The 14251-nt window shown below is 67.1% G+C and carries 16 protein-coding genes; 7 read left to right on the top strand and 9 right to left on the bottom strand.

Features of this window, described 5'->3' with window-relative positions; translation table 11 throughout:
* Positions 1-84 precede the first annotated feature (84 nt).
* Positions 85-513 (bottom strand): heme-binding protein, encoded by a 429-nt coding sequence (locus tag ACFU8W_RS06160; RefSeq protein WP_384032667.1) that lies wholly within the window; start codon positions 511-513, stop codon positions 85-87.
* Positions 514-580: 67 nt separating this feature from the next.
* A complete protein-coding gene (locus tag ACFU8W_RS06155) occupies positions 581-1792 on the bottom strand; it encodes an MFS transporter (RefSeq protein ID WP_384032665.1) in 1212 nt (403 codons plus the stop codon).
* 138 nt (positions 1793-1930) lie between these two features.
* On the opposite strand from ACFU8W_RS06155, the gene ACFU8W_RS06150 reads away from it, so the two are divergent.
* From ACFU8W_RS06150 to ACFU8W_RS06140, 3 genes are read left to right on the top strand one after another with little or no spacing between them, the layout of a single operon-like run.
* The gene (locus ACFU8W_RS06150) at positions 1931-2389 is read left to right on the top strand and encodes a MarR family winged helix-turn-helix transcriptional regulator (RefSeq protein WP_384032663.1); all 459 of its coding nucleotides are present in this window, start codon (positions 1931-1933) and stop codon (positions 2387-2389) included.
* Positions 2390-2417: 28 nt separating this feature from the next.
* Positions 2418-2870 carry a GNAT family N-acetyltransferase gene (locus ACFU8W_RS06145; protein WP_384032661.1) on the top strand — a complete coding sequence of 151 codons (453 nt, stop codon included), beginning with the start codon at positions 2418-2420 and terminating at the stop codon, positions 2868-2870.
* Between the two features lie 46 nt (positions 2871-2916).
* Positions 2917-4080: a winged helix DNA-binding domain-containing protein gene (locus ACFU8W_RS06140; RefSeq protein WP_384032659.1), complete on the top strand. Its 1164-nt coding sequence runs from the start codon at positions 2917-2919 to the stop codon at positions 4078-4080.
* Positions 4081-4126: 46 nt separating this feature from the next.
* Here the strand turns inward: ACFU8W_RS06140 and ACFU8W_RS06135 are convergent, their stop codons facing one another.
* Both ACFU8W_RS06135 and ACFU8W_RS06130 read right to left on the bottom strand, forming a co-directional pair.
* Complete coding sequence (locus tag ACFU8W_RS06135) at positions 4127-5509, bottom strand: serine hydrolase domain-containing protein (protein ID WP_384032657.1); 1383 nt, start codon at positions 5507-5509, stop codon at positions 4127-4129.
* A 64-nt stretch (positions 5510-5573) separates the two neighbouring features.
* Positions 5574-6158 carry a dihydrofolate reductase family protein gene (locus ACFU8W_RS06130; RefSeq protein ID WP_384032655.1) on the bottom strand — a complete coding sequence of 195 codons (585 nt, stop codon included), beginning with the start codon at positions 6156-6158 and terminating at the stop codon, positions 5574-5576.
* Between the two features lie 117 nt (positions 6159-6275).
* On the opposite strand from ACFU8W_RS06130, the gene ACFU8W_RS06125 reads away from it, so the two are divergent.
* Positions 6276-6881: a TetR/AcrR family transcriptional regulator gene (locus ACFU8W_RS06125; protein WP_384032653.1), complete on the top strand. Its 606-nt coding sequence runs from the start codon at positions 6276-6278 to the stop codon at positions 6879-6881.
* Positions 6882-7167: 286 nt separating this feature from the next.
* Here ACFU8W_RS06125 and dnaB read toward each other — a convergent pair whose 3' ends face one another.
* Positions 7168-8628: a replicative DNA helicase gene (gene dnaB, locus ACFU8W_RS06120; protein WP_327249482.1), complete on the bottom strand. Its 1461-nt coding sequence runs from the start codon at positions 8626-8628 to the stop codon at positions 7168-7170.
* A gap of 478 nt (positions 8629-9106) precedes the next feature.
* Here dnaB and ACFU8W_RS06115 point away from each other — a divergent pair, with 478 nt between their 5' ends.
* Entirely contained in the window at positions 9107-10444 is a 1338-nt protein-coding gene (locus tag ACFU8W_RS06115) for an MATE family efflux transporter (protein ID WP_384032651.1), read from the top strand.
* A 90-nt stretch (positions 10445-10534) separates the two neighbouring features.
* On the opposite strand, the gene rplI is transcribed toward ACFU8W_RS06115, so the two are convergent.
* From rplI to rpsF, 4 genes are all read right to left on the bottom strand, one after another.
* Complete coding sequence (gene rplI, locus ACFU8W_RS06110; RefSeq protein WP_037702131.1) at positions 10535-10981, bottom strand: 50S ribosomal protein L9; 447 nt, start codon at positions 10979-10981, stop codon at positions 10535-10537.
* 18 nt (positions 10982-10999) lie between these two features.
* Positions 11000-11236 (bottom strand): 30S ribosomal protein S18, encoded by a 237-nt coding sequence (rpsR, locus tag ACFU8W_RS06105; RefSeq protein WP_003967857.1) that lies wholly within the window; start codon positions 11234-11236, stop codon positions 11000-11002.
* Between the two features lie 43 nt (positions 11237-11279).
* Positions 11280-11885 carry a single-stranded DNA-binding protein gene (locus ACFU8W_RS06100; protein ID WP_384032649.1) on the bottom strand — a complete coding sequence of 202 codons (606 nt, stop codon included), beginning with the start codon at positions 11883-11885 and terminating at the stop codon, positions 11280-11282.
* 74 nt (positions 11886-11959) lie between these two features.
* Positions 11960-12250, bottom strand: coding sequence for a 30S ribosomal protein S6 (gene rpsF, locus ACFU8W_RS06095; RefSeq protein ID WP_015609864.1), 291 nt, complete (start codon positions 12248-12250; stop codon positions 11960-11962).
* 276 nt (positions 12251-12526) lie between these two features.
* On the opposite strand from rpsF, the gene ACFU8W_RS06090 reads away from it, so the two are divergent.
* Both ACFU8W_RS06090 and ACFU8W_RS06085 read left to right on the top strand, forming a co-directional pair.
* A complete protein-coding gene (locus ACFU8W_RS06090; protein ID WP_384032647.1) occupies positions 12527-12838 on the top strand; it encodes a hypothetical protein in 312 nt (103 codons plus the stop codon).
* A gap of 217 nt (positions 12839-13055) precedes the next feature.
* On the top strand, positions 13056-14174 hold the full coding sequence (locus ACFU8W_RS06085; RefSeq protein ID WP_384032645.1) for a lipid II:glycine glycyltransferase FemX: 1119 nt from the start codon (positions 13056-13058) through the stop codon (positions 14172-14174).
* Positions 14175-14251 lie beyond the last annotated feature (77 nt).

Genomic DNA, 14251 nt, shown 5'->3' with positions numbered 1-14251 from the left:
TGTCCGTCCCCATGTGCCGTGACTCTGCTGGCACATGGGAACGGACACCAATGGATTTCGGCTTCCTTCACAGCGGTTGGCGAGTCAGCCGAGAGCCGTCACAGCCGCCGTGGCGAAGCCGTGGTCCTGCTCAGGCGCGCCGCCGCCCACGCCGACGGCTCCGATCAGCCGACCGTCGCGGAAGACCGGAACACCGCCGGCGATGAAGAGCAGTGGCCGGTCGAGGGCGGTCGGCAGGGTGTGGAAGGGCCCGCCCGGCTGGACCGCGTCGACGAGGTCGGCTGTCGGGGCACCCAGCTGAAGGGCTGTGTACGCCTTGCGGGTGCTGGTCTCGCCCGCGATGAGAACGGCCCGGTCGTCGCGACGGAAGGCCAGCAGGTGGCCGCCCGCGTCGAGGACCGTCACAGCGACGGTGACACCGGCGGCTTCGGCGGCAGTGCGGGCTGCGGCGACCAGCAATTCCGCGTCCTGAATGGTCAACGGGGCAACGGCGGTGGGGAGGGTGGTACTCATGGGGGATGGCTCCTTGGTGCGGTGGAGAGTGCGCGCCCCGGGGTGAGCGCGCGCGACGTGGGGGGTGTCAGTGCCGGGCGACGGATGCCTCGACCGGCTCGGGAATGTGTGCGGCGACAAGGCGGCTGCGGGTGGCCGTCCGGCGCTCCAGGGCGCTGGAGAGGACGGCGAGGACCAGAGCGGAAGCAGCCAGTGCGGCGCCGACCCAGTTGGGTGCGGTGTATCCGAGACCGGCGGCAATGACGAGGCCGCCGAGCCACGCCGACAGCGCGTTGCCGAGGTTGAAGGCGCCGATGTTGACGGCGGAGGCAAGGGTCGGGGCCCCCGCCGCCTGGTCGAGAACCCGCTTCTGCAGCGGCGGTACGGTCGCGAAGCCCAGGCCACCGATCAGCACGATGGTGACGGCTGCCGCGATCTTGTTGTGGGCGGTCAGCGTGAAGAGTGCCAGGATCACGGACAGGGCGCCCAGCGACACGTACAGCATCGGCATCAGGTGGCGGTCGGCGAACTTGCCGCCGAGAAGATTGCCCCCGACCATGCCGAGTCCGAAGAGGACCAGCAGCCAGGTGACGGAGGACGCCGAATAGCCGGCGATTTCGGTCATCATCGGCGTGATGTAGGTGATCGCGGCGAAGACTCCGCCGAAGCCCAGGACGGTCATCGCCATGGCGAGCAGCACCTGCACATTGCCGAACGCGGCCAGCTCATGACGGAGCCGTACACCTTCGGCCATCGGCTGCTCGGGCACCAGCCTGGCCACACCCAGGAGGCCGACGACTCCGAGAGCCGCGACGACGAAGAACGTGGTCCGCCACCCCACGCTCTGCCCGATGTAGGTGCCGAGCGGTACGCCGACGACGTTGGCGACAGTGAGGCCGGTGAACATCATGGCGATCGCACCGGCCCTCTTCTGCGGGGCGACCAGATCGGCCGCGACGACCGATCCGATACCGAAGAAGGCACCGTGGGCGAGAGAGGCGATCACTCGCCCGGCGAGCATCACGCCGAAGACGGGGGCGACGGCGGACACCACGTTGCCCGCGACGAACAGCCCCATCAGGAGCATGAGCATGCGTTTGCGGGTGACCCGTGTGCCAAGGACCGTCATCAGCGGAGCGCCGAGTACGACTCCGAGTGCATAGCCGGTGACCAGGAATCCTGCGGTGGGGATCGAAACCTGGAAGTCCGCAGCAACCTCGGGAAGCAGCCCCATGATCACGAACTCGGTGGTTCCGATACCGAATGCCCCAATAGCGAGGGCGAGGAGCGCGAGCGGCATGGGTTTCACCTTCCCGGGAGATTGCGCCTGCACCTTACGAGCGTCCAGAATAATTGCAGACGATGATTAATTGCAAGCACGGGCTATTGCAGACGTCCTCTACCCTGGAGGCAAGCGGCTCCGCACGGAGGAAAGACCATGACACCGACGGACCCTGCACTGACTGCCCTCTCGCAGGGCTGGTGCGCCCTCTCCCTGCTCCACGGCAAGATCGAGTCCCTTATCGAGCGGGCCCTGCAGTCCGGGCACGGGCTCAGCGTGCGGGAGTACTCCCTGCTCGACGTCCTGAGCCGACAGCACAACGGTCCGGGCGGCCATCTGCAGATGAAGCAGGTCGCCGACGCGGTCGTGCTCAGCCAGAGCGCCACCACCCGTCTGGTCAGCCGCCTCGAAGACCGCGGGCTGCTGACCCGGTATCTCTGCGACACCGACCGCCGCGGCATCTACACCGATGTCACCGATGCCGGCCTCACATTGCTCGCCCAAGCCCGGCCGACCAACGACGCCGCTCTGCGCACCGCCCTCGACGAGGCTGCCAGAAGCCCCGAGCTGGCCCCGCTCGTCACGGCGGTCGAAGAGCTGAAGGTCCCCGCGTAGGCCGCCTGAACTGCGTAGTCTGCCGATCATGAGCGATCTGGAAATACGCCCCGCGGCCCCCACTGACATCCCGGCCGTCGTGGCCATGCTCGCGGACGATCCGCTGGGCGCGCAGCGCGAGTCGCCGGACGATCTCGCCCCCTACCGCGCCGCGTTCCAGAGACTCGCCGACGACCCGAACCAGCACCTGGTCGTCGCCGTCCGAGAAGGCAGCGTTGTCGGGACCCTGCAGCTGACAGTGATTCCCGGGCTCTCCCGGCGCGGTTCGACCCGCTCCATCATCGAGGGCGTTCGCGTCCATGCCGATGAGCGCGGCAGCGGCCTCGGCACTCAGCTGATCCAGTGGGCGGTGGACGAATCCCGGCGCCAGAACTGCCAGTTGGTCCAGCTGACGTCCGATGCCACCCGGACCGATGCCCATCGCTTCTATGAGCGGCTCGGTTTCACCGCCAGTCACGTAGGTTTCAAGCTAGCTCTGTGACCGCAGCTCGGAATCCACGGGATCCGACGGACCGAAGGAGCGCTCGATGCACGCCATGAGCGACACACAGCGCCGGACCAGACTCGGCCGACGTCACCTACTGGCGCCCTCCGTACGGGCCGCATCCGCGGTGTCTGTGGCCGACGCGGTCGTTGCCCTGCACGCCACCGACGCGGCCACTGTCTTTGTTTCCACCTGCGCCCGGCTCGCCGAGGCCGGCGTGGACACGGTGGAGCGTGCTCTCTACGAGGACGTCTCTCTGGTCCGGCTGCTTTCCATGCGCAACACCCTCTTCACGGTGTCCAGCGGGCTCGCCCCGTATGTCAACGCCTCGAACGCCCGTGCCGTGGCAGCCAAGGAGCGCCGGACCTTCCTCACGCACCTGCACGACGACGGGAACGGACTGGGCGAGAACTGGCTCATCGAGACGGAAAAGGCGACCTTGGCCGCCCTCACTGCGCGCGGCTCCGCCACCGGCAGCGAGTTGTCCGCCGCCGTACCGGCGCTTCGTACGAAGATCACAATCTTCCCCGGCAAGAAGCAGGAAACGGTTCAGGGAGTCGCCACCCGTGTTCTGCGGGTGCTGGCAGCCGAAGGCCTGATCCGCCGGGACCGGCCGCGCGGCTCCTGGACCTCCAGCCAGTTCCGCTGGACGGCAGCCGAGTCATGGCCTGCCCGGGAGCTCGCAGAGGCACAGGCGGAAGTGGCCCTGCGCTATCTCCGCTCGTACGGCCCCGCAACCGAGGCCGATCTGAAGTGGTGGACGGGCTGGACTCTCGGCCAGGTACGCACTGCGCTGGCAGTTACCGCAGCCGAGGAGGTGCAGCTCGACAGCGGCGCGATGGGCTGGGTCTCCCCGGGGGACACGGAGCCCGAACCGGCCCTGGAGCCGTGGGCGGCACTGCTTCCCGCCCTCGACCCGAGCGCGATGGGCTGGGCCGATCGCGGTTTCCATCTTCCGGCCGAGCGCCGGGCGGCCCTTTTCGACAGGGCCGGCAACATCGGTCCGACAGTGTGGTGGAACGGCGAGATCGTGGGTGGCTGGGCACAGCGCGCTGATGGCGAGCCGGTCTGGCGGCTGCTGTCCGACGTCGGCCGGGATGCCACCACCGCGATCGAGGCGGAGGCGTCCCGGCTGTCGGAGTGGGTGGGGGAAACACGGATCACTCCACGCTTCCGCACGCCGCTGGAAAGGGAGTTGACAGCATGAGCGGGTACCGGTGTCACGTTTCACGTGAAACGTGACACCGTGACGCTCAGGCGCCGAGGCCCCGCCAGCCCTCGGCGTCGACCCCGCCGGGAACGGCCGACGCGGGATCATACGGCTCACGTGTAAAGACGAACGACCCCAGGTCGAGATGGCTCACCCTTCCGTCGACGTCCCGGACGACACGGAGCGTCTCCCCCGCGTAATAACCGTCGAGGCCGGTCCAGGTGCCGTCCGGCTGCGCGACGAATCGAGCACCGCGGCCGTCGCCACGCAGCGGCCCCAGTTCCAGCCCCCGGTCTGCAGTCAGGCGCAGGACATTCGGATGCGTGCCCCAGTACCAGGGTCCGGTCAGCGCGAGGAGTTCCGGGTCGGCCTCGGGCAGCGGGCGCCAGGGCTCAGGGATGCGCGGCTCGGCCTCGGCGACGATCTCCACGAGGTCCGCGGCGATCGTACCGACGAGCGGCCCAGAAGTGGCATTGGTGAGCACCACGACGGCCACATCGTCCTCGATGCTGAACCAGAGCGTGGCCAGGAACCCGGGCAGCGAGCCGGTGTGCCCGAGCAGGGTGCGGCCGCTCTTTTGTACGACCTGCAGGCCGAGACCGTAAGCGCCTTCCCCGGGGCCGAACTTGGACGGCGCCGACGGAGCACGCATCTCCTCCACCGAAGCGGCCCCGAGCACACGGTCATCCCCCTCGACGAGGAAGGCGGCGAACCGGAGGAGGTCGGCGGTGGTCGACCAGAGCTGCCCGGCCGGTGCCATGAGACCGAGGTCCTCCGCCGGTTCGGGGAGCATTGCATCGGCCCACGGGTGGACGGCCCAGCCACCAGCGTGCGGCGCCTGTGGCCACGTGCTCGTACGACGCATGCCCAACGGTTCCAGGATCTCGCGCTGCAGCACCTCCGCCCACGATGCGCCGCGCACCGCCTCGATCAGCGCTCCGAGCACCGAGTAGCCGGGGTTCGAGTAATGGTGACGACGGCCGGGAGGGTGCATCCGGGTCTGCTCGCCGAGGACATCGGCAAGCCCGGGGCGCAGAGTTCCCGGCGTTCGCTCCCACCAGGGCGCAGGCGATTCGGCGCTCAGCCCCGCACTGTGGCCCAGTAGTTGGAGGACGGTGACCCCGCCGATGCCTGTCCCTGGCAGGTGCTTTTCCAGCGGGTCGTCGAGATCGAGCAACCCCTCGTCACGCAGCCGCAGGACCAGCACAGCTGTAAAGGTCTTGGTCAGGGAACCGATCCTGAACTGCGTGTCGGAGTCGGGGGCGTGACCGTCGACGCAACTGCGCGAGCCGTTCCAGACGATCCGGCCCTGCCGCTGCACCGCAGCGACGAGCGAGGGCGTACGGCCTTCGGCCTGCGCGGAGGCGATGCGGTGCAGCAGCGCCCGCTGCGTACCGGGAAGCAACTCTTCTGAGGAATAGGTCATGGTCAACAAGTACCGGCACATCGACTCGTCGGCGACCCGATTTCGCCGCCCGCGGTCCTGGGGGTCAGCGCTTGCGGCTGTACGTCCTGACCAGTACTCCGTTGTCGAAGGCAGCCACCGAATCCAACATGAACTCCGTGTCCGCAAAATCCGATCCGAACATCGGCATACCCGAGCCGTAGACCAGCGGATACGTCTTGATCACGAGCTCGTCGATCTCGTCGAGCAACTCCCCCGCGAGCTGTGAGCCACCGCAGAGCCAGATCCCGAGGCCGCTCTCCTCCGCCTTGAGTTCCCGCACCCTGCCGACCACGTCGCCGGAGACGAGTTCGACGTTCGGGTCCGGCGACTCCTTCATGGTCCGGGATGCCACGAGCTCACGCAGTTGGGCATAGGGGCTGGTGATGTTGACGTCCAGCGCCAGTTGGTAGCTGGCCCTTCCCTGGATCACGGTGTCGAACTTCTGATTCCTGACGCCGTGAATTCCCAGCTGCAGGCGTCCTGCGGTCGAAACCGTCTCCGGATACTGGGACTTGAGGTAGTCGAGGAACTCCTCGTCCACGAACCGGTACATGGACGACGCATCACCGCTCGGGTCACCGATGAAGCCGTCGATGGAGCAGGCAATGAAGTAGGTCAGCTTTCGCACAGGGTCCCCGTTCAATGTGGCGTCGGCTCGGGCATGAACCACTTCATTTATAGTGCTTCATATGTAGTGGTTGCGCAATCCCTTTCCGCAGAGGGACCGAAGGAAGAGGAGACACACATGGTCAGGAACCCGGAGCGCAGAACCGCACTCGTCGATGCCGCCATCGAGGTACTGGCGCACGAGGGTGCGCGAGGGCTCACCTTCCGCGCGGTCGACACACGGGCGGGCGTACCGGTCGGGACGGCGTCCAACTACTTCGCCAACCGGGACGACCTGTTCATGCAAGCCGGCGCCCGGATCACCGACCGGATGACACCGGACCCGGTCGGAGTCGAGGAGGCCATGCGCCCGGCCCCCTCGCGCGAACTGGTCACCGAACTGATGCGATGGCTGGTGCAGCGCATGGCCGCCGATCGCACCGGCTACCTCGCCATGCTGGAACTCCGGCTGGAGGCCACCCGGCGGCCCGCCCTCCGCGACCGGCTCAACCGGACCTTCCGCGCCAACCTGGACGAGAGCGCCCGCTTCCACCGGGAAGCGGGGCTGCCCGGCGATGCCGACGCCTTCCTCGTGCTGTATCTCGCCATGACGGGCCTGCTGCTGGAGCACTTCACCCTGCCCGATGTGCTCACCGGGAGCGACACCGCCGGCGCTCCCCACACCGATGCCGTCCTGAACCGGCTTGTGGAGACGATCGTCACCCACATCATCCCTGCGGGGTGACCCGCGGGGGCAGGGCAACGCATGGCCGGGGCAACCCTGTCCGGGCGATGCAGCAACCCCGGCCATGCGGCATCGCGTCTACAGATCGAGCTGGTGGAGAAACGATTTATGGGTCGGCAGGTATCCGGACGCGCCGTTGATCGCGCGCAGGGGCTGGTTGCCGCATTCGCCGCGGGGAGAAGAGAGACGTGCCGGCGAGTCTCGCGACGACGCCGTCACAGGTGCCGCCGTGATGCCCACGAGGCTGCGACTGTGCCGTGAAGTCGGGAGACCCTTGAGACATCCCCTAGGTCTGCGCCATGTCCACGAAGCGTGAGTAGTGGCCCTGGAATGCCACAGTGATCGTCGCCGTCGGGCCATTACGGTGCTTGGCCACCATCAGGTCCGCCTCCCCCGCCCGCGGTGACTCCTTCTCGTACGCATCCTCGCGGTGCAGCAGGATCACCATGTCGGCGTCCTGCTCGATGGAGCCGGATTCACGAAGGTCGGAGACCATCGGCTTCTTGTCCGTACGCTGCTCCGGACCACGGTTCAGCTGGGACAGCGCGATGACCGGGAGCTCCAGCTCCTTCGCCAGCAGCTTGAGGTTTCGGGACATGTCCGAGACCTCCTGCTGACGGCTCTCGGCACGCTTCGAGCCACCGGACTGCATCAGCTGCAGATAGTCGATGATCACCAGCTTGATGTCGTTCCGCTGTTTCAGCCGACGGCACTTCGCCCGGATCTCCATCATCGACAGGTTCGGCGAATCGTCGATGTAGAGCGGCGCGGCCGAGACGTCCGGCATCCGGCGGGCCAGCCGCGTCCAGTCCTCGTCGGTCATCGTGCCGGAGCGCATGTGGTGCAGAGCCACCCGCGCCTCGGCGGACAACAACCGCATCGCAATTTCGTTGCGGCCCATTTCGAGGGAGAAGATCACGCTCGGGAGGTTGTTCTTGATCGACGCGGCCCGTGCGAAGTCCAGGGCCAGCGTGGACTTACCCATGGCCGGACGCGCCGCGATGACGATCATCTGGCCCGGGTGCAGGCCGTTGGTCAGGGCGTCGAAGTCGGTGAAGCCGGTCGGTACGCCGGTCATCTCGCCGGAGCGCGAACCGATCGCCTCGATCTCGTCGAGCGCGCCCTCCATGATGTCGCCCAGCGGCAGATAGTCCTCGCTGGTGCGCTGCTCCGTGACGGCGTAGATCTCGGCCTGGGCCGAGTTGACGATCTCGTCGACGTCACCGTCGGCCGCGTATCCCATCTGCGTGATCTTCGTGCCCGCCTCGACAAGCCGTCGCAGGACCGCCCGCTCGTGGACGATCTCCGCGTAGTACGAGGCATTGGCCGCGGTCGGCACGGACTGGACGAGGGTGTGCAGATAGGGGGCGCCACCCACCTTGGTGATCGCGCCGCGCTTGACCAGCTCGGCCGCGACCGTGATCGGGTCGGCGGGCTCGCCCTTGGCATAGAGGTCGAGGATCGCCTGGAAGACGGTCTCGTGGGCGGGGCGGTAGAAGTCGTGCCCCTTGATGATCTCCACGACGTCGGCAATGGCGTCCTTGGAGAGGAGCATGCCGCCGAGGACCGACTGCTCGGCGTCGAGGTCCTGAGGGGGCACGCGCTCGAATCCGGGCGAGCCGCCGTCCCAGCCGCCGCTCTCCCTGCCGCGGTCGTGCTGCTCGCCGCGGTCCCGGCCTTCGCCACGACGCTGGCGGGTAACGGGCAGACGGTCACTGGGACCGGTGTCGGCCCAGGGGTCGTCCAAAGGCTCGGGAATGCTCACCGTGCCACCTCCTCCCGTCCGCTCCGCGGACCTTCGCCGTGCCACTCTTTCTTACGGCACAGCACCGACAAACAAGACGCTCGACTCCGGTTCCGGCACGTCGAGTTCTGCGGGATTCCAGGGCTGAAACGGGGTGTGGGCGCCGGTCCACGGTAGGCCTCGCTGCACCGTCAGCCAATCTGGTTATCCACAGGGCATGTGGACGACGGACCAGATGCTGTGGAGAACTCCGCAGAACCTGTGCACGGAGCGGGGGACAGCACTGTGGACAAACTCATAGCGCCGCCCTGAACGCGGCCCTGACCTGGGCTTTCTCCATCCACGGCCTGTGGGGGAGAAAAACTTTCCGAACCGACACATGATCACGGCAAACCGCACACAGGGGAACACTCAGCGCCAGTAAATGTAAGGACTGCTATGCCATTGCATCCGTTACCTGTGGAAGATTAGATTAGCCCTCATGCCCCAGGCCACCGCGACCTCACATTCCGGCCGTCGACGGCACGATCGCGAGATCGTCGCACTCGCCGTCCCCGCCTTCGGCGCGCTCGTCGCCGAGCCGCTCTTCGTCATGGTCGACAGCGCCATCGTCGGCCATCTCGGCACACCGCAACTAGCCGGTCTGGGCGTCGCCGCGGCTCTGCTGACCACCGCCGTGAGCATTTTCGTCTTCCTCGCCTACGCCACCACGGCAGCGGTCGCACGACGCGTAGGTGCGGGCGATCTCGCCTCTGCAATACGGCAGGGCATGGACGGCATCTGGCTGGCACTGCTTCTCGGCATCGCCGTCATCGCCGTGGCGCTGCCCTCTGCCCCCTGGCTCGTCGATGTCTTCGGCGCCTCCGACACCGCCGCACCGTACGCCACCACCTATCTACGGATATCCAGCCTCGGTATCCCCGCCATGCTCATAGTCATGGCCGCCACCGGCGTGCTCCGCGGCCTGCAGGACACCAGGACCCCGCTGTATGTCGCCATCGGCGGATTCGCGGTCAACGGAGCCCTCAACGCGGGGCTTGTCTACGGCGCCGGTCTCGGTATCGCCGGATCGGCCTGGGGCACAGTGATCGCCCAAATCGGCATGGCCGCGGCCTATCTGATCGTGGTGGTGCGGGGAGCACGCCGACACGGCGCATCGCTGCGCCCCGACGTGGCAGGGATCAGAGCCAGTGCCCAGGCTGGCGTCCCCCTGCTGGTTCGTACGCTGTCGCTCCGCGCCGTCCTGATGATCGCCACCGCCGTCGCTGCACGCCTGGGCGACACCGATATCGCCGCCCACCAGATCATCCTCTCCCTGTGGACCCTGATGGCCTTCGCTCTCGACGCCATTGCGATCGCCGGGCAGGCAATCATCGGCCGCTATCTGGGCGCGAATGACGCCGAGGGCGCACGCGAGGCATGCCGCCGCATGGTGCAGTGGGGCATTGCCTCAGGTGTGGCGCTCGGGGCACTGATCGTGCTCGCGCGTCCCCTGTTCATCCCCTTGTTCACCGGCGACCAGGGCGTGCAGAACACCCTGCTCCCCGCCTTGCTGGTGGTGGCCGTGTGCCAGCCGATCGCCGGTGTGGTCTTCGTACTGGACGGCGTGCTGATGGGCGCCGGAGACGGTCGGTACCTCGCCTGGGCCATGCTGATCACCCTGGCCGCCTTCGCTCCGGTCGCCCTGCTCGTGCCCATGTACGGCGGGGGCCTGACTGCTCTGTGGTGGGCGATGGCGCTGATGATGACGGTCCGCGTGGTGACGCTCTGGCTGCGTACGCGCTCGGGCAGGTGGATCGTCACCGGAGCCACCCGCTGAGCAGTGGCCGTCGATCCTGTTTCACGTGAAACGACAAAGGGCCGCACCCCGTGGGGTGCGGCCCTTCAGCTGCTCTGGTGAGCTGTGCCCTTAGGCAGCAACGACCTCGATGCCGAGCTTCGCCGCAACCTCGGGGTGCAGACGCACGGACACCTGGTGCCCGCCGAGCGTCTTGATCGGCGAGCCGAGCTCGACGCGACGCTTGTCGACGTCCGGGCCACCGGCAGCCTTGATCGCCGAAGCGATGTCGGCCGGGGTGACGGAGCCGAAGAGACGGCCGGCGTCGCCGGAGCGAACGGCCAGACGAACCTTCACGGCCTCAAGCTTGGCCTTGACCTCGTTGGCCTGCTCGATCGTCGCGATCTCGTGGATCTTGCGGGCGCGGCGGATCTGCGCCACGTCCTTCTCGCCACCCTTGGTCCAGCGGATGGCAAAGCCACGCGGAACCAGGTAGTTACGGGCGTACCCGTCCTTGACGTCGACGACGTCGCCGGCAGCGCCGAGGCCGGAGACCTCGTGGGTGAGGATGATCTTCATTATTCGGTCACCCTTCCCTTATCGCGCGGTGGACGTGTAGGGCAGCAGCGCCATCTCACGGCTGTTCTTGACTGCCGTGGCGACGTCACGCTGGTGCTGCGTGCAGTTGCCGGTTACGCGGCGGGCACGGATCTTGCCGCGGTCGGAAATGAACTTCCGCAGCATGTTCGTGTCCTTGTAGTCCACGTACTGGGTCTTGTCCTTGCAGAAAGCGCAGACCTTCTTCTTAGGCTTGCGCACAGGCGGCTTCGCCATGGTGTTTCTCCTGTGTGATCAAGAAGTGGGGGTACGAGCTGCCCTAGAAGGGAGGCTCGTCCGAGTAGCCGCCGCCGGAGCCGCCGGAGCTTCCGCCCCAACCGCCTCCGCCGCTCTGCTGACCCCCGCCTTGCTGGCCGCCGGCCGGCGCGCTGGTGGCCCACGGGTCGTCGGCGGGAGCACCGCCGCCGCCCTGCTGGCCGCCGCCACCGGGACCGCCGCCCCAGTTGCCGCCGCCCTGCTGGCCACCGCCGTAACCACCCTGGCCGCCCTGGCCACCGCGACCGGTGGTCTTGGTGACCTTGGCCGTGGCGCTCTTGAGACTGGGGCCGACTTCCTCGACATCCAGCTCATAGACCGTGCGCTTCACGCCTTCACGGTCTTCGTACGACCGCTGCTTCAGCCGGCCCTGCACGACAACGCGCATGCCTCGCTGGAGCGACTCGGCGACGTTCTCCGCCGCCTGCCGCCAGACCGAGCAGGTGAGGAACAGGCCTTCGCCGTCCTTCCACTCATTGGTCTGCCGGTCGAAGATGCGGGGAGTGGACGCGACACGGAACTTCGCGACCGCCGCACCGGACGGGGTGAAGCGCAGCTCGGGGTCGTCGACGAGATTGCCGACGACCGTGATGACGGTCTCGCCTGCCATGGGTGAACCTCTCGGCGGGGATTGCTTCTGGCTGCTTGCTGCTACTCGAACCCGATGACCGCTGAGCTAGATGCTCAGTGGATCTCGGGACGGAGGACCTTGGTCCGGAGGACCGACTCGTTCAGGTTCATCTGGCGGTCGAGCTCCTTGACGACCGCAGGCTCGGCCTGCAGGTCGATGACCGAGTAGATGCCCTCGGGCTTCTTCTTGATCTCGTAAGCGAGACGACGACGGCCCCAGGTGTCGACCTTCTCAACCTTTCCGTTGCCCTCACGGACGACGGAGAGGAAGTTCTCGATCAGCGGGGAGACAGCGCGCTCCTCGAGATCGGGGTCGAGGATGACCATCACCTCGTAGTGACGCATGTGGAACCCACCTCCTTTGGACTCAGCGGCCACGGTCGTTCCGTGGCAGGAGGGTCGTGATGCGTAAGCAACAGTGTCTCCGAGTAAAACAGCCGCCACTGACAATGCCCCCTCCTGAAGAGGGCTGCCGTGCTGGCCTGGGCAGACACCGGTGCAGACCGTACAGAGTACCCGCACACCGGCTTCCGGTTGAAATCCGGTGCTCAGGAGACGCAATCTGTACACATCGGGTGTGAGCGGCGCCACGAGGCGCCCCTTTCGGCCAGGAGGTACTCCATGGCACAGACAACGCAAACCCGCCGCCCCGCCGTTTCCCTTCTCGCCACGGACGGCAGGCCCCATCCGCTCCAGGACGCTCTGGTGGCGGTAACCGTGGTCCTCGGTCTTATCGCCTTCGTGACGGCGATGTTCCACAGCCTGCATCTGATCAGCTCGTGGACCGGACTGATCGGGATCCTCACGGGTGCATACGGGCAGTACATCTCGGCGACCACGCGTGAGAGGTTCCCGCTGATCCTCGGTATGGGCGCGTCCGCCATCGGGTTCTACCTGGGTATGGCCCACGGGGGCCTCTTCGGCGGCCTGTAGCCACGCCTGTCCCGGACACCTCCGGACCACCGGTCCCGGCGGTCCACCCGCATCCCGTCAGAGGGTCGTACAGGCCCCCGGGGGGCGGACAGCCGGGACCCACCTGGCCGACAAGGTCCGACAGGGCCAGACGACGCGCTCCCCGGTCGCAGTAGGCTTCGGCGCGAGAGCCGGAGCCCCTGACCGATGGGGACACACCTGCCGAGGAGCGCCCCGCATGACCCTGACCCTGAGGACCATCAGCCGAGAGCAGCATCTGGCGTACATCCAGAGTCTGCCGTCGGCCAGTCACTGCCAGGTCCCGGCGTGGGCGGATGTGAAGACCGAATGGCGCTCGGAGAACCTTGGCTGGTTCGACAAGAGCGGCGAGATCGTGGGCGCCGCCCTGGTGCTGTACCGCCAGCTCCCGAAGATCAAGCGGTATCTCGCGTACCTCCCCGAGGGCCCGGTCATCAACTGGTATGCGCCGAACCTCAACGACTGGCTGCAGCCGATGCTCGCGCATCTCAAGCAACAGGGCGCCTTCTCGGTGAAGATGGGTCCGCCGGTCGTCATCCGCCGCTGGGACGCAGCCGCCATCAAGTCCGGTATCCAGGACCCTGATGTGAAGCGCCTGCGCGACGTCGAGGCCACGCACATCGAGCCGCGTGCCTTCGAAGTCGCGGACCGGCTGCGGAAGATGGGCTGGCAGCAGGGCGAGGACGGTGGCGCCGGCTTCGGCGACGTTCAGCCGCGCTACGTCTTCCAGGTGCCGCTGGCGAACCGCTCGCTCGAAGACGTCCTCAAGGGCTTCAACCAGCTGTGGCGGCGCAACATCAAGAAGGCTGAGAAGGCCGGCGTCGAGGTGGTCCAGGGCAGTTACGAGGACCTCGCCGAATGGCAGCGGCTGTACGAGATCACCGCCGTGCGCGACCGCTTCAGGCCGCGTCCCCTCTCCTACTTCCAGCGCATGTGGACCGTCCTCAACTCCGAGGACCCCAACCGCATGCGGCTGTATTTCGCGCGTCACAACGGGGTGAACCTCTCCGCGGCGACAATGCTCGTCGTCGGTGGGCACGTCTGGTACTCCTACGGCGCGTCCGACAACATCGGACGCGAGGTACGGCCCTCGAACGCCATGCAGTGGCGGATGCTGCGCGACTCCTACGCGATGGGCGCCACCGTCTACGACCTGCGCGGCATCAGCGACTCGCTCGACGAGACCGATCACCTCTTCGGCCTGATCCAGTTCAAGGTCGGTACCGGTGGCGAAGCCGTCGAGTACGTCGGCGAGTGGGACTTCCCGCTCAACAAGCTGCTGCACAAGGCGCTGGACATGTACATGTCGCGCCGCTGACGAATCCGGCTTCATTCGTTTCAATAAGCACGCCGGGTGCTTCAGGCACTCCATCAAGCTCTGCATAACTCTGATAC

The sequence above is a fragment of the Streptomyces sp. NPDC057565 genome (assembly GCF_042801455.1).
In the GTDB taxonomy this organism is placed as follows: domain Bacteria; phylum Actinomycetota; class Actinomycetes; order Streptomycetales; family Streptomycetaceae; genus Streptomyces; species Streptomyces yanii.
This window is presented reverse-complemented; position numbering and strand designations above follow the sequence as displayed.